Genomic DNA, 21,237 nt, shown 5'->3' with positions numbered 1-21,237 from the left:
AGGAGGGAGGCACCGATGATCCTGCTCCGTCGCCTACTGGGCGATGTACTGCGTCGGCAGCGCCAACGCCAGGGCCGCACACTTCGCGAGGTGTCGGCAGCCGCCAGGGTTTCGCTCGGTTACCTCTCCGAGGTCGAGCGAGGGCAGAAGGAGGCCTCCTCCGAGCTGCTCTCCGCGATCTGCGACGCGCTGGACGTCCGGATGTCCGAGGTGATGCGCGAGGTCAGCGACGAGCTGTCGCTCGCCGAACTTGCGGCGATGGCCACTCTCTCGGAGGGTGAGCTGCTGAGGCCGGTACTCGAACCGGTTCAGCTGCCGGCTCCCGGTGTCGACCGGATGAGCTCCATCTCGCCCAAGGCCGCCGCCGTGGACGTGGTGGCAGCCTGACCCCCGGCCTCCGATCTGGAGGCTGCGATGCAGAACGTACGGTCCGCGCGGGCCACTGCCAGACGGTGGTGGCCCGCCGTGCTGTTCGGCGCCCTGTGCCTGGCCGCCCTGCTGGGCACCGGCCTCGGGGCCGGGCGGGCCGCCCTGGGCCTGCTGGCCGGCGGCTGGAGCCTCAGCCTGATCCCGATCCACAGCAGCCACCACAAGGCCCCCGCGCCGCTCACCCCCGCAGCCGGAACCCCCGCGGCGTCGGATGGAAGCCCGCCTCCTCCAGCACCGCCCCCAGCGGGGCCGTCAACGCCGCTTCCCCGTTGACCCGTTCGACGGTGACGCTGCTGCCCAGCGCCCCGCCCCGGACGGCGTCCGCGAGGGCCGCCACCGCCACCGGCTGCTCCGTCCAGGCCAGCAGCGACTTGCCGCCCCGCTCCACGTACAGCGCGGGCTCGCCGTCCACCAGCACCACCAGCGCCCCCGCCTTCCGGCCAGGACGGTGCTGCTGGGCAGCGGGCGGCAACTCCGGCCAGGGCAGCGCGGCCCCGTACGCGTTCGCCGGGTCGGCGGCCGCCAGGACGAGCGTCTGGGCCGCCTCGGCGGCCGGTGCGGGCGCCCAGGCCGCCTCGCCCGCGCGCTCCAGCCGCGCGCTGACCGACCGCAGCCGGTCGGCGGCTCCGTCCATCGCGAACTGCGCGCCGCCGAGCCCCTCCACGAAGTAGCCCCGGCGGGCCCGGCCGCGCTCCTCGAAGGCGCTCAGCACCCGGTAGACCCCGGCGAAGCCGCCCGGCACCCGCTCGGCGGCCACCGCGCCCCTGGTCAGCACGCCGTGCCGGTCCAGCAGGGTCTGCGCCTGCGCGGTGCCCCGCAGGGTCGGCTCGGTGGCCGGTTCGGGCAGGAGCGACCACCGCCCGACCACCGTCGGCGAGCCTGCCCGGGCGGCCGGCCTGGCCATTCCGCCGTACCGGCCGCGCGGGGCGGCCCGGGGTGCCCGGTGCGCGGTGGCGCCCGCCGTCCGGCCGGAGCCGAGCAGGGCGCGCAGCGGAGCGAGTGTGTCATTGGTCACATAGCCGGCCCAGAGCAGATCCCAGAGTGCCTCGGTCAACTCGACGTCCTGTACCTCGGGCAGCCGCTCCGTCAGCTGACGGAAGAACAGGCCGTAGCCGCCCGCCAGAGCCGCCAGCAGCGCGGTGTGCACGGGGGTGACGGCCGGCGGCACGGGCTCGGGACGCAGCAGGTGGGCGGTCTCGGGCAGGTGCAGGCCGATCCAGCCGTCCTTGCCGGGCAGCGCGCCCGCGCCGGACCAGCCGATCTCGCCGGCGGCCATCAGCTCGTCCAGCAGCGCGGGGGTGTAGTCGAGCAGCCGGGCGGGCAGCACCAGCTTCTCCAGTGCGGAGGCGGGCAGAGCGGTCCCCTGGAGTTGCTCGACCACTCGGAGCAGGCCGTCCGCGCCGCGCAGCCGGTGGCCGCCCAGGTGCTGCCACTGCGGCAGGAAGGCGGCCAGCGCCCGGGGCGGCACCGCCTCCACCTCCTGCCGGAGCGCGGCCAGCGAGCGGCGGCGCAGGCGGCGCAGCACCTCGGCGTCGCACCACTCGACCTGGCCGCTGTGCCCCTCGCCGGGCCGGAACTCGCCCTGCACCAGCCGCCCGTCGGCGGTCAGCCGGTGCAGGATGCCGGTGACCACGGCGCTGCCCAGGCCGAACCTGGCCGCCGCCTCGGGCGCGGTGAACGGGCCGTGGGTACGGGCGTACCGGGCCAGCAGGTCGCCGAGCGGGTCCCGGACGGGCTCGGTGAAGGCCTCGGGGACGCCGACCGGCAGCGGGGTGCCGAGCGCGTCCCGCAGCCGCCCGGCGTCCTCGATCGCGGACCAGCGCTGCTCGCCGCCGATCCGGACCTGGATCACCCGGCGGGCGGCCTGGAGTTCGACCGCCCACTCGGGCGCGGCCCCACGGACCGTCAGTTCCTCGGTGCCGAGCGGGCCGAGCAGCCGTAGCGCGTCCGCGACGCCCTCGGCGTCCTTGATCCGGCGCTCCGGGGTGAGCCGTTGCAGCTCCGCCTCCAGCTCGGCCAGCACCGCCGGGTCGAGCAGCTCGCGCAGCTCGGCCTGGCCGAGCAGCTCGGAGAGCAGGCGTGAATCCAGCGCCAGCGCGGCGGCCCGCCGCTCGGCCAGCGGGGAGTCGCCCTCGTACAGGAACTGCGCGACGTAACCGAACAGCAGTGAGCGGGCGAAGGGCGAGGGCTCGGGGGTGGTGACCTCCACCAGCCGTACGGCGCGGGACTCCAGATCGCCCATCAGCTCGACCAGGCCCGGCACGTCGAAGACGTCCTGCAGGCACTCCCGGACGGCCTCGAGCACGATCGGGAACGAGCCGTACTCGCTGGCCACCTCCAGCAGCTGGGAGGCGCGCTGGCGCTGCTGCCAGAGCGGGGTGCGCTTGCCGGGGCTGCGGCGGGGCAGCAGCAGGGCGCGGCCCGCGCACTCGCGGAACCGGGCGGCGAACAGGGCCGAGCCGCCGACCTGATCGGTCACCAGCTGCTCGATCTCGCCCTTGTCGAAGAGGGCGGCGTCGGCCCCGACCGGGGCCTCCTCGGTGACCGGCTTGTCGGAGGGGAAGTCGAGGAGGTCGGCGTCGGGCAGGCGGAGCACGATGCCGTCGTCGGCGTGCATCACCTGCGGGTCCAGGCCGTGCTTCTCGCGCAGCCGGGCGCCGAGGGCGAGCGCCCAGGGGGCGTGCACCTGGGCGCCGAAGGGGGAGTGGATGACGATCCGCCAGTCGCCGAGCTCGTCCCGGAACCGCTCGACCACGATGGTGCGGTCGTCCGGCAGGTGGCCGGTGGCGGTGCGCTGCTCGGCCAGGTAGGTGAGCAGGTTGCTCGCGGCCCAGTCGTCGAGACCGGCGGCCCGCAGCCGCTCGGTGGCCTGATCGGGCGTCAGGGCGCCCAGCTCGCGGACGAAGGCGCCGACCGCGCGGCCGAGCTCCAGTGGGCGGCCGAGGCTGTCGCCCTTCCAGAAGGGCAGCCGCCCGGGGACGCCGGGGGCGGGGGTGACCAGCACCCGGTCGTGGGTGATCTCCTCGATCCGCCAGGAGGTGGTGCCCAGGGTGAAGACGTCGCCGACCCGGGACTCGTAGACCATCTCCTCGTCCAGCTCGCCGACCCGGCCGCCGCCCTTCTTCGGGTCACTGCCGACGATGAAGACGCCGAACAGGCCGCGGTCCGGGATGGTGCCGCCGGAGGTGACCGCGAGGCGCTGGGCCCCGGGGCGGCCGGTGACCGTGCCGGCCACCCGGTCCCAGACCAGCCGGGGCCTCAACTCGGCGAAGGCGTCCGAGGGGTAACGGCCCGCCAGCATGTCCAGCACGCCGTCGAAGGCGGACTGCGGGAGGGTGGCGAACGGGGCGGCCCGGCGGACCAGGGTGAGCAGCTCGTCGACGTCCCAGGACTCCAGGGCGGTGATCGCGACCAGCTGTTGGGCCAGCACGTCCAGCGGGTTGCGCGGGACCCGGAGCGCCTCGATGGCACCGGAGCGCATCCGCTCGGTGACCACGGCGGACTGCACCAGGTCGGCCCGGTACTTGGGGAAGACCACGCCGGTGGAGACCGCGCCGACCTGGTGGCCGGCCCGGCCGACCCGCTGCAGGCCGGAGGCGACCGAGGGCGGTGACTCGACCTGGATCACCAGGTCGACGGCGCCCATGTCGATGCCCAGCTCCAGGCTGGAGGTGGCCACCACGGCGGGCAGCCGACCGGCCTTCAACTCCTCCTCCACCAAGGCGCGCTGCTCCTTGGAGACCGAGCCGTGGTGTGCCCGGGCGATCACCGCGGGTGCTCCGGCGGCGGCGCCCGAGCCGCCCATCAGCTGGGCGGGGGAGTGCGCTTCGGGCAGCGCGCTGCCGGTGGCGCGCTCGTGGGCGATCTCGTTGAGCCGGTTGCAGAGCCGCTCGGCCAGCCGGCGGGAGTTGGCGAACACGATGGTCGAGCGGTGCGCCTGCACCAGGTCGACGATCCGCTCCTCGACGTGCGGCCAGATCGAGGCCTGCCTGGCCGGGTCATCGGTGTCGTTCGGCAGCTCGTCCAGGTCGGCGACCGGGACCACCACCGAGAGGTCGAACCGCTTGTCGGCCGGTGGCTGGACCACCACCGCGCCGCGCTGCGGGCTCAGGTAGCGGGCCACCTCGTCCACCGGGCGGACCGTTGCGGAGAGGCCGATCCGGCGGGCCGGGCGGCCCAGCAGCTCGTCCAGCCGCTCCAGGCTGAGGGCGAGGTGGGCGCCGCGCTTCGTCCCCGCGACCGCGTGCACCTCGTCCAGGATCACCGTGTCGATGCCGCGCAGGGCGTCCCGGGCGGCCGAGGTGAGCAGCAGGAAGAGCGACTCGGGGGTGGTGATCAGGATGTCCGGCGGGTGGGTGGCGAACCGGCGGCGGTCGGCGGCTGGGGTGTCGCCCGAGCGGATGCCGACCTGGACGTCGGGCTCCGGCAGCCCGAGCCGGACGGCCGCCTGGCGCAGCCCGGCCAGCGGAGCCCGCAGGTTGCGCTCGACGTCGACCGCGAGGGCCTTGATCGGCGAGATGTAGAGCACCCGGCAGCGGCGCTTCGGGTCGGCGGGCGGCGGGGTGTGGCTGAGCCGGTCGAGCGCGGACAGGAAGGCGGCCAGCGTCTTGCCGGAGCCGGTGGGGGCGACCACCAGGACGTCCGTCTGCCGGTTGATCGCGCCCCAGGCGCTGGCCTGGGCGGCGGTGGGCGTGCTGAACGCTCCGGTGAACCAGGCCTTGGTCGCCGGAGCGAAGCCGTCCAGAGAAGCCGTCAGATCACGAGAGTCCGTCAGGTCACGTTCCGCCATCCCCCCATGGTGCCCGTCCGCACCGACAGTCCGGGAGGGCCTCCGCTGCCCGTCTGCCCTAGCCAGATCAGGCAAGCCCGAATATCCGCTCATATGGTGATGTATCGGACCCGTGATCTTGGCGGGCGCACCGACGAGTGGAGGTCGCGCGATGGAACGGCTGGGTCTCGCCGTGCGGATGGGTCTGGGCGACGCTGCACGGCCGGGACGGCCTGGAGCGCGCAAGGTCAGGATCCGGATCCTGCTCGGGGTCCTGATGGTGGGGCTGCTGATCGGCGGCGCGGTGCCGTACGTGGCCGGGCCGGGACGCTCGTACCTGAGCTACCTGGTGCTGGCGGAGCGTCAGGACGCCGAGGGCTCCGCCGCCGCCGCGCGGCAGGTCAGGGCGACCGGCGGCAAGGTGGTCCAGGAGTACCCGCAGATCGGTGTGGTGCTGGCCTACGCCACCGGCAGCTTCGCCGACCGGCTGCGCGGCCACCCCGGGATAGCGGCCGTCGGCGCCAGCCGCACCACCGGCGTGCCGGGCCCGCCCGGGGCGCTGGACGGCGCGGGCGACTTTCGCGCCACCGGGGGCGACTTCTTCGACAGCGGGGACGACGCCGAGTCGCTCACACCCGACCCGGCCGAGTCCGCCGACTGGAACCTGGCGATGATCGGCGCCACCGGCCCGGCCGGACGGCAGATCGGGCCGCTGCCCGCCGCGCTGCTCCGTACGACGGGTGAGGCCCCGTCCGGCGAGGCGCTCCGTCGGGTGCTGGTCGCGGTACTGGACTCCGGCGTGGACGACACCCACCCCGACCTCCGCTCGGCGGTCGACCCCAGGGCCTCGGTGTCCTGCGCCGACGGCCGCCCCGACGCCCGGTACGGCGCCTGGCGCCCCGACCGGGGCGTGACCGAGAGCGGCCACGGCACCCACGTCGCCGGGATCGTCGGAGCGGCCAGGGACGGGCGGGGTGTCACCGGCGTGGCGCCAGGCGTCCGGATCGCCGCCGTCCGGCTGCTCGGTCCGCTCGGGCAGTACTACACCGAGAACATCATCTGCGGCATGCTCTGGGCCGCCGACCACGGGGCCAAGGCGATCAACGACAGCTACTTCGCCGACCCCTGGAAGTACAACTGCCCCAGCGATCCCGACCAGGCCGCGCTGATCCAGGCGGTCGGCCGCGCCGTCGGCTACGCCCAGCGGCAGGGCGCGGTGGTGGTCGCCTCGGCCGGCAACGACGGCCAGGACCTCGGCGCCGCCCGCCGCGACCAGCGCAGCCCCAACGACCGGCTCACCGGTCCGGCGCAGAACCGGCTGCTCGGGACCGAGTGCATCCGGTTGCCCGGCGAGCTGCCCGGGGTCCTGACGGTCAGTGCGCTCGACCGCTTCGGTCTGCCCGCCGCCTACAGCAACTACGGGCGGGGCCGGATCTCCATCGCGGCGCCCGGCGGCGAACCCGAGGGCGGGGCGTCCGGGGCGGTGGTCTCGGACTGGCCCGGCGGGCAGTACGCCGCGCTGGCCGGGACCTCGATGGCGGCCGCCCACGTGACCGGTGCGGTGGCGGTGGCGGCGGCGGGGCATCCCGACTGGCGGCCGGAGCGGCTGGTGGCGCTGCTCGCCGACGCGGCGGGGGGCAACTGCCCGTACGGGGCGGGGGCCTGCGTGGAGCGGCAGTTCTTCGGCTCCGGGGTGCTGGCGCTTCCTGCCACCGGCTAGGTTCCTTTTGCACCGCGCTCAGCCGTCTACTACCCAGGGGCTCGGGGAACTGCGAGGAGATCTGGCGCCGGGGTCACATGCGAAAGTGCCTGGCCATTTACGGACGGATCACCTTGCAAGGGTCGGCGTCGCAGTTCCCCGAGCCCCTGACCGTAGATGCCTGAACACGTGCCAAAAGGTGAGGAGGAGCGGGTGGAGTTGTCGGCTGCGGCGTTGGCCGTTGCTGCGCGGTGTGAGGGTCGGATCAACGAGTTGGCCCGGCGGATGACGCAGCAGGCGTTCGAGCGGTTGCCGAGGTACGAGGAGTTGCCGGGGGAGGTCAAGGACGTCGAGATGGCGGCCACGGCCCGGCATGCCGTCCGGCTGTTTCTGCGGCGGGTCGAGGGCCGGGCCGAGGAGGGGGATCTCGAGTACCGGTACTTCCGGGAGCGGGCGGCGCAGCGGGCCGAGGAGGGGGTGCCGTTGCACCTGCTGCTGGGGACGCATCTGCTCGGGCAGCACGTGCTCTGGCAGGCGCTCTGCGAGAGTGCCGAGCCGGGGGAGGAGGCGGCGCTGAACGAGCTGGCCGGCTGGCTGCTGCTCGGGCAGGCCAGGATCGTCCCGGCGGTGGCGGAGAGCTATCTGGAGGAGCGGGCGGCGCTGGACTCGGAGGCCAGGGAGGAGCGCCGGACGCTGGTCCGGGCCCTGGTCGAGGGCTTCCCGCTGACTCCGGCCAGGTACCAGCAGCTCGGGGTGAGCGGCGGCGGTCTGGTGCTGCGGCTGCGGGCCGAGCTGCCGGGCGGGGCGCCGGAGCCGGTGGCCGGGCGGCGGCTGGCCAGGCGGCTGGGCACGGCGGTGGAGCGGCTGTTCGGCCCGGACCCGCTGGTCTGGCTGGAGGCGGACGGCGGCGTGCTGGTGCTGCCCCGGGACGAGAACGGTGAACTGCCGGAGCTGCCGGGCGAGCTGACCGAGCGTCTGGACCGCGCGGCCGGCGCTCCGGTGCGGGTGGCGGTGCTGCCCGCCGACAGCGGGGCCGGGATCGCGGCGGCGGCCCGGACCGCGGCCGAGGTGCTGCGGCTGGCCGGGGCGCTGGGCCGGCCGCCGGGCCTGCACCGGCTGGCGGACGTTCAGCTGGAGTACCACCTGTCCCGGCCGGACGAGAGCAGCGCCGGGCTGGCCGCACTGCTCGACCCGGTCTACGAGCGGCCCGAGCTGCTGGCCACCCTGCGGGCCCACCTGGCCGAGCGGCAGGACCGGCGGCGGACCGCCCGGGTGCTCGGGCTGCACCCGAACACCGTCGACAACCGGCTGGCCAGGATCGGCGAGCTGACCGGGGCGGAGGTCGGCACGGCGCACGGCCTCGCGCTGCTGCTCACCGCGTACACCCTGCGTGAGCTTCGGCCCTGAGGCCGGGCCGACCGCCGGTTCGGGATACTTGGAGGCATGAGGCTGACGGAGTTCTGGCGACGGATGTACGAGCACTTCGGCGAGGCGTACGCGGAGTCGTTCGCCGCCGACCACCTGATGGCCGAGCTGGGCGGGCGGACGGTCCGTCAGGCGCTGGAGGCCGGTTGGGAGGCGAAGGAGGTCTGGCGGGTGGTGTGCCTGACCCAGGGGGTGTCGGCGCTGCTGCGCTGAGCTTTGGGTAAGACTGGGCGGGTGGCCAGTAGCTCTGATCCCCAGAATCCCGAACACCCGTCCGACGCGCAGACCGCCCCGACCGCCGAGATGGCGGCCAGAGGTGACTCGCTGTGGGGGCAGGGGATGCCGAAGTGGCTGCCCCGGGCGATGGTGCTGGCGCTGCTGCTGGTCGGGGCGTTCCAGCTGGTGGACTGGGCGTTCCGGCAGTTGATCGACCTGCTGGTGATGCTGCTGGTGGCGTTCTTCCTGTCGCTGGCGATGGAACCGGCCGTGGACCGGATGGCGGCGCGCGGGGTGCGCCGGGGGCTCGGGACCTTCCTGGTCTTCATCGGTCTCGCGGTCGCCATCGCCGGGTTCCTCACTGCACTCGGCACCCTGCTGGTCGACCAGGTCGCGAAGATCGCCGGTGACCTGCCGCACCTGGTGGAGAACCTGCTCGGCTGGTTCAACCGGACGTTCCATCAGAACGTCTCGCTGGACCAACTTCAGGAGAAGTTGCTCAAGGACTCCGGCAACATCGAGAAGTACGCACAACAGGCCGCCGACAACGTCTGGGGCGTCTCCAGCACCCTGATCGGCGGGCTGTTCCAGGCCTTCACGGTCGGCCTGTTCACCTTCTACTTCACCGCCGACGGGCCCCGGGTGCGGCGCACCGTCTGCTCGCTGCTGCCGCCGGCCAAGCAGGCCGAGGTGCTCCGGGCCTGGGAGATCGCGCTGGCCAAGACCGGCGGGTACCTCTACTCGCGGGCGCTGCTGGCGATCGCTTCGACCCTCGCGCACTGGATCATGTTCACCGTGATCGGCCTGCCGTACGCGGCGGCGCTGGCGGTCTGGGTCGGCGTCATGTCGCAGTTCGTGCCGACCATCGGGACGTACCTGGCGGGCGCGCTGCCGATCCTGGTGGCACTGACCGTGGAGCCGGTGGACGCGTTCTGGGTGCTGAGCTTCGTGATCGTCTACCAGCAGATCGAGAACTACCTGCTGCACCCGAGGATCACCGCCCGGACGGTGGACGTGCACCCCGCGGTGGCCTTCGGTTCGGTGATCGCGGGCGCGGCGCTGCTCGGTGCGGTCGGCGCGCTGATCGCGATCCCGGTGGCGGCCACCCTGCAGGGTTTCGTGGGGACGTACGTACGGCGGTACGAGGTGGCCACCGACCCCCGGATCGACCGGGGCGCGGACCGCAAGGGACGGCGGGAGCGCCGACGGCAGGCGGCCCGGCGACTGCGGCAGATGGTGCGCGGCTCCTCGGCGGACCGGCACGACCGGGATGACCGGCGCGACAGCGACGACAAGGGCGACAGCTGACGGATATCACCCCGGCCGAGGGTGTGTGGGTCGGTCGGTTGACACGAATCGAACTGATGTTCCCTATACTGGCTTGCGGCGAGTTTTCCACAGGCACGACCCATTCGGGGTGGATTGTCAGTGGGACGCGCTAGCGTCGAGAACGATGAAGCGCACAGGACAGAACCCGAGGGTGGAACCCATGGCAGGTACGGACCGCGAGAAGGCCCTTGAGACCGCACTCGCCCAGATTGAGCGGCAGTTCGGCAAGGGCTCGGTGATGCGCCTCGGCGAGAAGGCCAACGAGCCGATCGAGGTGATCCCGACCGGGTCCACCGCGCTGGACGTCGCGCTCGGCGTCGGCGGGCTGCCGCGTGGCCGGGTGATCGAGATCTACGGCCCGGAATCCTCCGGCAAGACCACGCTGACGCTGCACGCGGCGGCCAGCGCCCAGAAGCTCGGCGGCACGGTGGCGTTCGTGGACGCCGAGCACGCCCTCGACCCGGAGTACGCCAAGAAGCTCGGCGTGGACACCGACGCCCTGCTGGTCAGCCAGCCGGACACCGGCGAGCAGGCCCTCGAGATCACCGACATGCTGATCCGCTCCGGCGCGGTCGACCTGATCATCATCGACTCGGTCGCGGCGCTCGTGCCGCGGGCCGAGATCGAGGGTGAGATGGGTGACTCGCACGTCGGTCTGCAGGCCCGCCTGATGAGCCAGGCCCTGCGGAAGATCGCCGGTGCGCTGAACCAGTCGAACACCACCGCGATCTTCATCAACCAGCTCCGCGAGAAGATCGGTGTGATGTTCGGCTCGCCGGAGACCACCACCGGTGGCCGTGCGCTGAAGTTCTACGCCTCCGTCCGGCTGGACATCCGCCGGATCGAGACCCTGAAGGACGGCACCGAGGCGGTCGGCAACCGCACCCGCGTCAAGGTCGTCAAGAACAAGGTCGCCGCGCCGTTCAAGCAGGCCGAGTTCGACATCCTCTACGGCCACGGCATCAGCTGGGAGGGCGGCCTGATCGACATGGGTGTCGAGCACGGCTTCGTCCGCAAGGCCGGCGCCTGGTACACGTACGAGGGCGACCAGCTCGGCCAGGGCAAGGAGAACGCGCGGAACTTCCTCCGGGACAACCCGCAGCTGGCCGAGGAGATCGAGCTGAAGATCAAGCGGAAGCTCGGCATCGGCCCGAAGGTGGCGGAGGAGGAGGCCCCGGCCGAGGCCGCCGCGGGCACCGTCGCGGGCCCCGTCGAGGGGGAGGCCAAGCCGGCCGCCAAGACCGCGGCCGCGAAGAAGACGGCGGCGGCGAAGAGCTGATCCGACGGTGAAGCACGAGCGTGACATCGAGGTGCCGGGTTCGGGTGAACCCGGCGCCGAGGTGTTTCCGGAGCTGCTGCGGGCCTCCGAGCTGACCGCCGGCCGACGGCGGCGCCGGACGGAGCTGGCGCCGCTGCCGGCGGAGCAGCCCCCCGAGCCGTCCGAGCCGTCCAGGTCGAAGCGGGAGCGGCAGCCGAAGCGGGAGCGCCGCCCGGCCGCCACCCCCACCGACCCTGCGGCCCAGGCCAGGGACATTTGCCTGCGGCTGCTCACCGGCACGGCCAAGACCCGCAAGCAGCTGGCCGACGCGCTGCGCAAGAAGGAGATCCCCGACGAGGTGGCGGCCGAGGTGCTGGACCGCTACGAGGAGGTCGGGCTGATCGACGACGGGGCGTTCGCGGCGGCCTGGGTCGAGTCCCGGCACGCCGTCCGCGGTCTCGGGCGCCGGGCGCTGGCCCAGGAGCTGCGGCAGCGCGGGGTGACCGGGGAGCTGGTCGAGCGCGCGTTGGAGCAGGTCGACAGCGAGGACGAGGAGGAGGCCGCGCGCGAGCTGGTCCGCCGGAAGCTGCGGACGGTGCGGGATCTCGACCCGCAGGTCAGGACGCGGCGGCTGGTCGGCATGCTGGCCCGGCGGGGTTACTCCGGGGGTCTGGCGTTCCGGGTGGTGAAGGAGGTGCTGGCGGAGCAGGACTGATGGACTTTCAGGCCCCGGATGTGATGGATCATCGACGCATCTTGACCGTTTCGTGACCCGCGCTTAGCCTCACAGAAATATGTGCTGAGCAGGACGGAGCGGTGCCCGATGTGGATCGCGATGGGGTGCGTCGGGGCGTTGCTGCTGCTGGGCTGGGCGGTGTTCCGCTGGGTGCGGGCCACCGAGCGACGGACGGTCGGCGCGGTGGAGTTCGTCGAGGCCGAGGTGGGCCGGCGGCGGGCGGAGCTGGAGCGGCGTGAGGCGGCCGTCGCCGAGCTGGAGGCCGAGCGGCGCCGGGAGTTGGAGCGGCTGGCCGGTCTGACGGCCGGTCAGGCCAGGGCCGAGGTGCTGCAGGCGGCCGAGACCGAGGCCCGCCGGGCGGCGGTGGTCACCGTCCGGGAGATCGAGCGGCGGGCCCACGAGGACGGCGAGGCCCGGGCCAGGGAGATCGTCGCCGGGGCGGTGCAGCGGCTGGCCAGTGAGCAGACGGCGGAGACCGCGGTCTCGGTCTTCCGGCTGCCGGGCGAGGAGTTGAAGGGCCGGATCATCGGCAAGGAGGGGCGGAACATCCGCGCCTTCGAGGCCGTCACCGGCGTCAACCTGGTGGTGGACGAGACCCCCGGCGTGGTGCAGCTGTCCTGCTTCGACCCGGTGCGCAGGGAGGCGGCCAGGCTCACCCTGGAGGTGCTGGTCTCGGACGGCCGGATCCAGCCGGCCAGGATCGAGACGGTGCACGCCCGCAGCCTGCGGGAGATCGAGCGGCTCTGTACCCGGGCGGGCGAGGACGCGCTGCTGGCGGCCCGGGTCGGCGAGATGGAGCCGGAGCTGGTCCGGATGCTGGGGCGGCTGCGGTACCGGACCTCGTACGGGCAGAACGTGCTCGGGCACCTGGTGGAGAGCGCCAACCTGGGCGGGCTGATGGCGGCCGAGTTGGGCGCGGACGCGACGCTGGTGCGGCGGGCCGCTCTGCTGCACGACGTGGGCAAGGCGCTGAGCCACGAGGTGACGGGCAGTCATGCGGCGGTCGGGGCCGAGTTCGCCAGGCGCTGGGGCGAGTCGGCCGAGGTGGTGCACGCGATCGAGGCGCACCACGGCGAGGTGGAGCCGCAGACCGTGGAGGCGGTGCTGACCCAGGCCGCCGACGCCTGCTCGGGCGGGCGGCCCGGCGCGCGGAAGGAGTCGGTGGAGGCCCACGTCCGGCGGCTGGAGCGGCTGGAGGAGATCGCCCGGGAGTTCGACGGCGTCGCCAAGGTGTACGCGATGCAGGCCGGCCGCGAGGTCCGGGTGATGGTCCAGCCCGAGTTGGTCGACGACCTCGGCGCCCAGGTGATCGCCCGCGAGGTGGCCAAGCGGGTCGCCGAGGAGCTCACCTTCCCGGGCCGGATACGGATCACCGTGGTCCGGGAGAGCCGCGCGGTGGAGTTCGCCCGGTAGACCTGGTTCAGACCGTCACCAGACCGGCCCGGTACGCGATGATCACCAGCTGGACCCGGTCCCGGGCGTCGAGCTTGGTGAGCAGGCGGGTCATGTAGGTCTTGGTGGTGGCCATGCTGATGCCCAGCCGCTCGCCGATCTCGGTGTTCGACAGGCCGCTGCCGACCAGGGTGAGCACCTCGCGCTCCCGGTCGGTGATCCCGCTGACGGGCCGTCGGACGGGGGCGGCCGGCCGGTCGGCGAACTCGGTGATCAGCCGGCGGGTCACGCTCGGGGCGATCAGTGCGTCCCCGTCGGCGACCACCCGGACGGCGGCCAGGATCTCCTCCAGGGCCATGTCCTTGACCAGGAACCCGGACGCCCCGGCGCGCAGCGCGCCGTAGACGTACTCGTCGTCGTCGAAGGTGGTCAGCACGATGACGTGGGCGGTGCCCGGGCCCGCCATGATCCGCCGGGTGGCCTCGATGCCGTCCATCCCGGGCATCCGGATGTCCATCACCACGATGTCGGGGTGCAGCTCCCCGGTCAGCTCGACGGCTTCGGCGCCGGTGCCGGCCTCGCCGACCAGCTCGAGGTCGGGAGCGTCGGTGATCACCATCCGCAGGGCGGCGCGCACCAGCGGCTGGTCGTCGGCGAGCAGGACACGGACGGTCATCGGACTCCAGTCGGGAAAGGGAGGCGAGCGGCGACCCGGAAGCCGCCGCCGGGAAGCGGCGCGGCGGAGAACTCGCCGTGCAGCAGGGCTGCGCGTTCGCGCATGCCGACCAGACCGTAGCCGCTGTCGGGGCCCTGGCCGTGGCCCCGGCCCCGGTCGGTGATCTCGACGGCGAGTTCGTCGGCCCGGCGGTGTATGACGACCCGGCAGGTGTCGGTGCCGGAGTGGCGGACCACGTTGGTGATCGCCTCCTGGACGATCCGGTAGGCGGAGACGTCGATCTCCGGCGGCAGCGGGTGCGGCTCGCCGAGCCACTCCACGTCGACCCGGACCCCGGCCGCGGTGGTGCGGCCGGCGAGCCGGTCGAGGTCGGCCAGGCCGAGTTCGGGGGTGATCCGCTCCGGTTCGCCCTCGCGGAGCGCACCGAGCATCCGGCGCAGTCCGGCCAGGGTCTCCCGGCCGGTGGACTCGATGGTGCCCAGTGCCTCCCGGGCGGCGGCCGGCTGACTCTCCATCACCCGCTTCGCGGCACCGGCCTGCAGCGCGATGATGCCGATGCTGTGCGCGACCACGTCGTGCAGCTCGCGGGCGATCCGGAGCCGCTCGGTGGTGATCGCCTGGGCGGTGGCCTGGGCCCTGGACCGTTCGGCGTACGACCGGGCCTGGTGGGTCGAGTTGCCGGCCAGCCAGGCGACGACGGCGGTCAGGGCGACCGTCAGTTCGGTCGACACCCCGACCGACCAGCCGGACAGCAGCCGGAAGGCCAGGAAAGCGGCCAGCACGCCGAGCGCCGCCCCGAGGGCGGTGAGCGAGGTCCGGCGGGGCCGGGCGGCGGCGATGAAGTAGAGGGCGACGTCGACCGCGAGGAACTGCAGCAGCGGGATCTCCCCGGCGCCGAGCGGGGTGGTGCCGAACACGGCTCCGACGAGCACCCCGGCCAGCGCACCCAGCGGACGGTGCGTCAGACGGTGACCGGCGGTCACCGTGACGGCGGCGGCCACTGCCAGGATCGCCAGACCGTCCCAGCGGTAGATCAGTACGCCGGACATGACGGCGGAGCTGCCCTCACCGGGCAGCCTGATCCGGAACAGGAAGGTCAGCACGGTGCCCACGGACCAGGCGAGGGCCGTCCAGGCACCCGGCGATATGCGCTTGAACAGCGGGAGCAGCATGCGATCGATCCTAGCCAGCCGGACCTGACGGGTCATCGGACCGTGGTCGTACACCCTGGGTCGACAGAGCTCCGGTGGAATGACAGCGCTGGTCCGATGTCGGACGGGGGCGTGGATCGGCAGGGTTGGCCGGGTGATCGAAGTGAACGAACTGACGAAGCGTTACGGCAGCACCACGGCCGTCCACGACCTGACCTTCACCGTGCGGCCCGGGTGTGTCACCGGGTTCCTCGGCCCGAACGGGGCGGGCAAGAGCACCACCCTCCGGATGATCCTCGGACTGCACCGACCGACCAGTGGCTCGGCGCTGGTCGAGGGCCGGCCGTTCGGGGACCGCTCGCGCGGACTGCGGCACGTCGGCGCGTTGCTGGACGCGGGCGACCTGCACGGCGGGCGGAGTGCGCGGGCGCACCTGTCCGCGCTGGCCGTCAGCAACCGCATCCCGCGCGGCCGGGTGGCCGAGGTGCTGCGCGAGGTCGGCCTGGCCGAGGTGGCCGGACGGCGGATCAGCGGGTACTCGCTCGGGATGCGCCAGCGGCTGGGCATCGCCGCCGCGCTGCTCGGTGATCCGCCGGTGCTGCTGTTCGACGAGCCGCTGAACGGGCTGGACCCGGAAGGCGTGCGCTGGGTGCGCGGGCTGTTCCGGCGGCTGGCCGCCGAGGGCCGCACGGTGTTCGTCTCCAGCCACCTGATGACGGAGATGGAGCACACGGCCGACCATCTGGTGGTGGTCGGCCGGGGCGAGCTGATCGCGGCCGAGAGCCTGGCGGAGTTCGCGGCCCGCAGCGGCGCGAGCGTGACGGTCCGTACGCCCGACGGTGCCGCGTTGGCCACCGTGCTGACCGCCCACGGCGCCGTGGTGCGGACGGATGACGGGTTGCTCTCGGTGACCGGCGCGAGTGCGGCCCGGATCGGCGAGCTCGCCTTCGAGCACCGGCTGCTGCTGCACGAACTGACCCCCCGGACCGCCTCGTTGGAGCAGGCCTTCATGGAACTCACCGCCGACAGCGTCGAATACCTCGCAGGAGAGACCCGATGACGACCACCGAACCCCACGCCCGGTTCGCGGACCTGGTGGCCGCCGAGTGGATCAAGCTCTGGTCGCTGCGCTCGACCGCCGGGTCGCTGCTGATCGCCGCGCTGGCGGTGCTCGGTCTGAACGTCGGCACCGCCTACGACCAGAACCACTACTGGGCCGAGCGGACCTTGGCGGACCAGGCCGAGTTCATCCGGGAGGGGCTGTCGTTGATGACCGCCTTCACCTCGAACGGGGCGATGGTGCTGATGCTCGCGCTCGGGGCCTTCGGCGCGATGGCGGTCACCGGCGAGTACGGCACCGGTCTGATCCGGGCCACCTTCGCGGCCGTCCCGGCCCGGAGCTCGGTGCTGGCGGCCAAGGTGGTCGTGGTCGGGCTGGTCAGCACGGTCTTCGGCGCGGTGCTCGCGGCCGCCTCGTTCGTGCTGACCCAGGCGGTGTTCGCCGAGCACGGCGCCGGGGTGTCATTCGACCGTCCCGGCGCGCTGCGGCTGGTGGCGGCGTCCGCGCTGCTGGCACCGCTGTCGGCGCTGACCGGGATGGCCGTCGGTGCGCTGGTGCGGCACGGCGCCGGCGCCGTGGTCGGCTCCACCGTCCTGTTGCTGCTGGTGCCGATCTTCCTGAGCACCGACCGGTACTGGACCGCGGTCGCCGCTCACGCCATGCCGTACCGCGCCTGGACCCGACTGGTGGACGTGGTCGGGACGCCCGCACCGAGCCCCTACCCCGGCACCGTCGGCGGGGCCTGGACGGTCTACCCGATCTGGGTCCTGCTGGCGGCCGGCGTCACGGTCGCGGCGGTCCGTCGCCGCGACCAGTGACGGGCTGACGCATGGTCAGCGCCGCAGCCGGTGACGGGCCGTCAGGGGCTGGTGATCGGGGTCGGGCCGCCGCGGGCGTGCTGGGCCAGGGCCTGGAGGGCGTCGGGTTCGGCGCCGTGGGCGGAGCCGACCAGGTGGCCGTCGGGGCGGATCAGCAGGACTGTGTGCGGATCGGCCGCCGGGTACTGGTCGGTGACCAGCACTTCGGTGGGGATCGGCAGGGCGGCGGCCAGGGCGGTCAGCCGGGGCATCAGACCGGCCGAGAGCCAGTGCTGGGAGGACCAGACCGTGGTGCCGGGCGCGACCAGCAGCAGCAGGAAGCCGGCCCCGAGCCTGGCGTGCAGCCGGTCGGTGCTGCCGTCGGTGGTGGTCACCGGCAGGTCGGGGGCGAGCACCCCGGCGGCGGTCGGCGGGAGTTGCTCGGTCAGCGAGGTGCCCCGGCTGCCGCGCTGTGGCGGGACCCGGCCGGGGATGCCGGACGGCGCCTCGGGGTAGGCGGGCGCGCCGCCGAACCGGCCGGTGCCGAGCTGACCGTCCGCCAGCAGCGGGGCGTGCTTGCGGAACGAGCCGGTGAGCAGCGACCGCCGGGTCTGCTGCCAGCCGCGCAGCGGCCGGAGCAGCGGCATCGCCTGGTCGACCGCGCGCAGCCGGGCGCCGACCGCTCCGCGCCGTTCGGTCTCGTAGCCGTCCAGCAGGGTGGAGCCGGAGTGCAGGTGCCAGGCCAGCGCGAGCCGCCAGGACAGGTTGTCGGCGTCCCGCAGGCCGTCGGCGAGGTTCTGCATGCCGAGTGCGCCGTGCAGGTGGGCGGCGTCCCCGGCCAGGAAGCAGCGGCCGACCCGGAACCGGGCGGCCAGCCGCTGCTGGGCGGTGTGGTCGGCGGCGGCCAGCAGTTCGTACGGCGGGAGCTCGCCGCACCAGCCGGTCAGGGTGGATTTCACCCGGGCCAGCAGGGTGTCGCCGGTGACGATGCCGGGCCAGGTGGCGTGCGGGTCGACCGGGGCGGTGGGTGCCGGGCGGCCGGGGGGCAGCCGCCAGTCGAGCCGCCAGAGCCCGTCCGGGAGCGGGCGGGCGGAGGCCTCGCGGTCGCCCCGCCACGGGGGTTCGCGGTGCAGCCGGGCCTCGCCCGCGAACGGCAGGTCCACCCGGATGGTGGCCACCGCGTGCCGGTCGACGGCGGGGCGGCCGGGGAAGCGCACCTTGAGCAGTTTGCGGACGGTCGAGCGGGCCCCGTCGCAGCCGACCAGATGACTTCCGCGCCACCAGGTGACGGCGTTGGTCTGCGAGTTGACGCTACGCGCGCTGACCCCGTCCTTGTCCTGCTCCAGCTCGACCAGCCGGGTGAGCGGGCTGAGCTGGATCAGCGGGGTGGCGGTGACCGCGTCCCGCAGGCCGCGGTGCAGCCGGTGCTGCGGCAGGTGGGTGATGCCGTCCAGCGGCATCCTGAGCACCTCGGTGCGGCGGCGCCAGATGGTGAAGGCGTCCCAGCTCGCGGCGTCGGAGGCGGCCCGCTGGTAGCCGAGCCGGGTCAGGAAGGCGGTGCTGTCATGGGTGAGCACGACGCTGCGCGGGCCCTCGGAGCAGACCCCCGCGCCTTCGTCCAGGACGACGCTGGGTACGTCCTGTCTGGCCAGCGCGAGGGCCAGGGCCAGGCCGACCGGACCGGCCCCGACGATGATCACCGGGTCCACGGCGGGACCTCGCACATGGTCGGAGGAGCCGAAAGGGCGGCAGAGCCCGACCGCATATCCGGCCCGGGCATGCGGCCCGGATATGCAGTCAGGCTCTCAGAGGTCCCGGGTGGTGTCACGAAGAGCAATGCAACAGATCACCTGGGTGTCCGTCAAGCAGCGGCAGGTGTACGCCGGTTCGCGCCGCGGCGGCTCCGGCCCTCGATCCACTTGGCGAGCGCCGTGAGAAGAAGGCACAGCGTGATGTAGATCGCTCCGATGATGATGGTGACCGGGATGTACGGGTAACCGTCCGGAGTGGCCGTGGTGCCGGCGATCAGCTTCCCGACGTAGAGCAGCTCGGGGTAGGTGATGACGAAGCCGAGCGAGGTGTCCTTGAGGGTGACGACCAGCTGGCCGATGATGGCCGGCAGCATCGAGCGGACCGCCTGCGGGACCAGCACGGTGCCCATCACCTGGGTCTTGCGCAGGCCGAGCGCGAAGGCCGCCTCGCCCTGTCCGCGCGGCACGGCGTTGATGCCGGAGCGGATGATCTCGGCCTGGACCGCGCCGTTGTACAGGGCCAGCCCGATCACCAGGCCCCAGAACGGGGAGGTGGTGAAGAGCGACTGGTACAGCGCGAAGATCATGATCAGCAGCGGCATCGCCCGGAAGAACTGCACGATCGCTGTGCACACCGTCCGGACCGGCTTGTGGTCGGAGAGCCGGCCCGCCGCGAGCAGCGCGCCGAGGATCAGCGAGAGCACGGCCGCCGTGGCGAAGGCCTTGAGGGTGTCCAGCAGGCCGGTCAGGATCTTCTCCTGGGCCACCTTGTACTGGAACGGGTCCCACATCGCTGCGGTGAACTGGTTGGCGTCGGCCAGGCTCCGGTACACGTACCAGAGCAGTCCGAGCAGACCGGCGCCTGCCAGCACGCCGAGGATCAGGTTGCGCGCCTTGGCCCGGGGGCCGGGGACGTCGTAGAGAACACTGCTGCCGCTCATCGGGCCACCGCCAGTCGGGTCTCGAGGAAGCGGAAGATCAGGGCGACGCAGGCGCTCAGGAAGAGATAGGCGAGCGCCACCCAGAAGAAGATCAGGAAGATGCCGTACCCGAGGTCGGTCATGGTCTGCTGGAAGTGGTACAGCTCCGAGACGCTGAACGCGCCCGCGATCGCCGAGTTGCGGGGGAGTGCGATGAACACACTGCTCATCGGCCCCAGCACCGTCCGCGCCGCCTGCGGCAGCACCACCTGGGTCAGGGTCTGACTGAACGTCATGCCCAGACTGCGGGCCGCCTCGGCCTGGCCGACCTGGACGGTGTTGATGCCCGAGCGGAGCACCTCGCAGACGAACGAGCCGGTGTACGCGGACAGGGCTATCACCGCGAAGGTGAAGTTGTCGAAGTGCACGCCCAGCCGCGGGAGTCCGAAGACCACCGCGAAGAACAGCACGGTCAGCGGGGTGTTCCTGAAGGTGTTGACCCAGACGGTGCCGAAGACTCGCAGCACCGGGACCGGGGAGACCCGGAAGGCCGCCAGCAGGGTGCCCAGCAGCAGGGCGAACAGCGCACTCAGCGCGCTGAGTTCGACCGTCTGCAGGAAGCCGTCCCGGAACAGCTCCAAGTTGCCGTTCTCGAACAGTCTGCCCATACCGGCGGCCCTCCTTTCGTTACTGGACGGGTCAGTTGGTCAGGGCCGGGATCTCCGGAGCCGCAGCGCCCGAGAGACCGAGGGTGGCGTCGTACGCCTTCTTCCAGTCGCCGTTGTCCTCGTGCGCCTTCAGCGCGGCGGCCACGGCGGTCTGGAAGGCCGTGTCCTCCTTGGCGAGGCCGACGCCGTAGGGCTCCTTGGAGAAGGTCTTGCCGACCACCTTGAGCTTGCCGGCGTTCTTGGCGGCGAAGCCCTTGAGGATCGCGTCGTCGGTGGTGACCGCGTCGACCTCGTTGGTGAGCAGCTTGTCCACGCACTGGGCGTAGGTGTCGTACTGGGTGACCGGCTTGACCGGGTCGAACTCCTCGATCTTCTTCACCGAGGTGGAGCCGGTCGCGGAGCAGACCTTCTTGCCCTTGACCGACTCGGGGCCGGTGAACTCGGCCTTGTCCTTGAGCACCAGCAGGTCCTGGCCGGCGATGTAGTACGGGCCGGCGAAGGAGACCTTCTGCTTGCGGGTGTCGTTGATGGTGTAGGTGCCGACGTAGTAGTCGATCTGGCCGCCGATGAGCGAGGTCTCACGGTTGGCCGAGTTGATCGTCTTGAACTCGATCTTGTCGGGCGCGAAGCCCAGGTCGGCCGCGATCATCTTGGCGATCTCGATGTCGAAGCCCTCACGGGCGCCGGTGGCGGTGTTCTCGAAGCCCAGGTACGGCTGGTCGGCCTTGGCGCCGATGACCAACTTGCCGCGCTTCTTGGCCTCGTCGAAGGTCTTCGAGCCCTCCACCTTGGCGTCGGTCTTCACCGTGTAGGTCGGCAGCTTGACGGCGTTGTCGGCGGCCACGGGGGCCTCCTTGCCACAGGCCGCGACGGCGGTCAGGGCCAGCACGGACATGGCGGCAGCGATGGTACGACGAGTCCTCATGGAAGGAGCTCTCCTCTGGTGTGGCCACGGAGTGTCC

At 72.8% G+C, this 21,237-nt stretch carries 17 protein-coding genes; 10 read left to right on the top strand and 7 right to left on the bottom strand.

Going from position 1 to position 21,237, the window contains the following annotated elements; all coding sequences use genetic code 11:
• The first annotated feature begins 15 nt into the window (after positions 1 to 15).
• On the top strand, positions 16 to 387 hold the full coding sequence (locus ASC99_RS07005) for a helix-turn-helix domain-containing protein (RefSeq protein ID WP_057229461.1): 372 nt from the start codon (positions 16 to 18) through the stop codon (positions 385 to 387).
• Between the two features lie 220 nt (positions 388 to 607).
• Here the strand turns inward: ASC99_RS07005 and ASC99_RS07000 are convergent, their stop codons facing one another.
• Positions 608 to 5,218 (bottom strand): ATP-dependent helicase, encoded by a 4,611-nt coding sequence (locus ASC99_RS07000; RefSeq protein ID WP_157531404.1) that lies wholly within the window; start codon positions 5,216 to 5,218, stop codon positions 608 to 610.
• Between the two features lie 151 nt (positions 5,219 to 5,369).
• Between ASC99_RS07000 and ASC99_RS06995 the strand changes: the two genes are divergently transcribed.
• The 7 genes from ASC99_RS06995 to rny all read left to right on the top strand — a co-directional run bounded on the left by ASC99_RS06995 (position 5,370) and on the right by rny (position 13,273).
• Complete coding sequence (locus ASC99_RS06995) at positions 5,370 to 6,917, top strand: S8 family serine peptidase (protein WP_235502667.1); 1,548 nt, start codon at positions 5,370 to 5,372, stop codon at positions 6,915 to 6,917.
• Positions 6,918 to 7,109: 192 nt separating this feature from the next.
• On the top strand, positions 7,110 to 8,303 hold the full coding sequence (locus ASC99_RS06990; RefSeq protein ID WP_235583009.1) for a CdaR family transcriptional regulator: 1,194 nt from the start codon (positions 7,110 to 7,112) through the stop codon (positions 8,301 to 8,303).
• A 36-nt stretch (positions 8,304 to 8,339) separates the two neighbouring features.
• Entirely contained in the window at positions 8,340 to 8,534 is a 195-nt protein-coding gene (locus ASC99_RS06985; RefSeq protein ID WP_057229458.1) for a DUF3046 domain-containing protein, read from the top strand.
• Positions 8,535 to 8,555: 21 nt separating this feature from the next.
• Entirely contained in the window at positions 8,556 to 9,845 is a 1,290-nt protein-coding gene (locus ASC99_RS06980; protein ID WP_369824241.1) for an AI-2E family transporter, read from the top strand.
• A gap of 181 nt (positions 9,846 to 10,026) precedes the next feature.
• Complete coding sequence (gene recA, locus ASC99_RS06975) at positions 10,027 to 11,145, top strand: recombinase RecA (protein ID WP_057229454.1); 1,119 nt, start codon at positions 10,027 to 10,029, stop codon at positions 11,143 to 11,145.
• A gap of 7 nt (positions 11,146 to 11,152) precedes the next feature.
• Positions 11,153 to 11,839 carry a recombination regulator RecX gene (gene recX / locus ASC99_RS06970; protein ID WP_235502665.1) on the top strand — a complete coding sequence of 229 codons (687 nt, stop codon included), beginning with the start codon at positions 11,153 to 11,155 and terminating at the stop codon, positions 11,837 to 11,839.
• Positions 11,840 to 11,947: 108 nt separating this feature from the next.
• Positions 11,948 to 13,273 carry a ribonuclease Y gene (rny, locus tag ASC99_RS06965; protein WP_057229452.1) on the top strand — a complete coding sequence of 442 codons (1,326 nt, stop codon included), beginning with the start codon at positions 11,948 to 11,950 and terminating at the stop codon, positions 13,271 to 13,273.
• Positions 13,274 to 13,280: 7 nt separating this feature from the next.
• On the opposite strand, the gene ASC99_RS06960 is transcribed toward rny, so the two are convergent.
• Positions 13,281 to 13,928, bottom strand: coding sequence for a response regulator transcription factor (locus ASC99_RS06960; protein ID WP_057229450.1), 648 nt, complete (start codon positions 13,926 to 13,928; stop codon positions 13,281 to 13,283).
• Positions 13,925 to 15,100 (bottom strand): sensor histidine kinase, encoded by a 1,176-nt coding sequence (locus tag ASC99_RS06955; protein WP_057229449.1) that lies wholly within the window; start codon positions 15,098 to 15,100, stop codon positions 13,925 to 13,927. Before ASC99_RS06955 ends, ASC99_RS06960 begins: the two co-directional genes overlap by 4 nt.
• Positions 15,101 to 15,233: 133 nt before the next feature.
• Between ASC99_RS06955 and ASC99_RS06950 the strand changes: the two genes are divergently transcribed.
• Entirely contained in the window at positions 15,234 to 16,139 is a 906-nt protein-coding gene (locus ASC99_RS06950; RefSeq protein WP_200948288.1) for an ABC transporter ATP-binding protein, read from the top strand.
• Positions 16,136 to 16,957 carry an ABC transporter permease gene (locus tag ASC99_RS06945; RefSeq protein WP_057229445.1) on the top strand — a complete coding sequence of 274 codons (822 nt, stop codon included), beginning with the start codon at positions 16,136 to 16,138 and terminating at the stop codon, positions 16,955 to 16,957. The genes ASC99_RS06950 and ASC99_RS06945 overlap by 4 nt, the downstream gene beginning before the upstream one ends.
• Before the next feature lie 41 nt (positions 16,958 to 16,998).
• Here ASC99_RS06945 and ASC99_RS06940 read toward each other — a convergent pair whose 3' ends face one another.
• From ASC99_RS06940 to ASC99_RS06925, 4 genes are all read right to left on the bottom strand, one after another.
• Positions 16,999 to 18,645, bottom strand: a complete 1,647-nt coding sequence (locus ASC99_RS06940) for an FAD-dependent monooxygenase (RefSeq protein ID WP_057229443.1) — start codon at positions 18,643 to 18,645, stop codon at positions 16,999 to 17,001.
• Positions 18,646 to 18,797: 152 nt separating this feature from the next.
• The gene (locus tag ASC99_RS06935) at positions 18,798 to 19,628 is read right to left on the bottom strand and encodes an amino acid ABC transporter permease (protein WP_057229441.1); all 831 of its coding nucleotides are present in this window, start codon (positions 19,626 to 19,628) and stop codon (positions 18,798 to 18,800) included.
• Positions 19,625 to 20,275, bottom strand: a complete 651-nt coding sequence (locus tag ASC99_RS06930; RefSeq protein ID WP_057229439.1) for an amino acid ABC transporter permease — start codon at positions 20,273 to 20,275, stop codon at positions 19,625 to 19,627. Before ASC99_RS06930 ends, ASC99_RS06935 begins: the two co-directional genes overlap by 4 nt.
• A gap of 31 nt (positions 20,276 to 20,306) precedes the next feature.
• Positions 20,307 to 21,200, bottom strand: coding sequence for a glutamate ABC transporter substrate-binding protein (locus ASC99_RS06925; protein ID WP_057229437.1), 894 nt, complete (start codon positions 21,198 to 21,200; stop codon positions 20,307 to 20,309).
• Positions 21,201 to 21,237 lie beyond the last annotated feature (37 nt).

It is taken from the genome of Kitasatospora sp. Root107 (genome assembly GCF_001424875.1).
In the GTDB taxonomy this organism is placed as follows: Bacteria; Actinomycetota; Actinomycetes; order Streptomycetales; family Streptomycetaceae; genus Kitasatospora.
The sequence above is the reverse complement of the archived record's forward strand: the minus strand, read 5'-3'. Positions and strand labels throughout refer to the sequence as shown.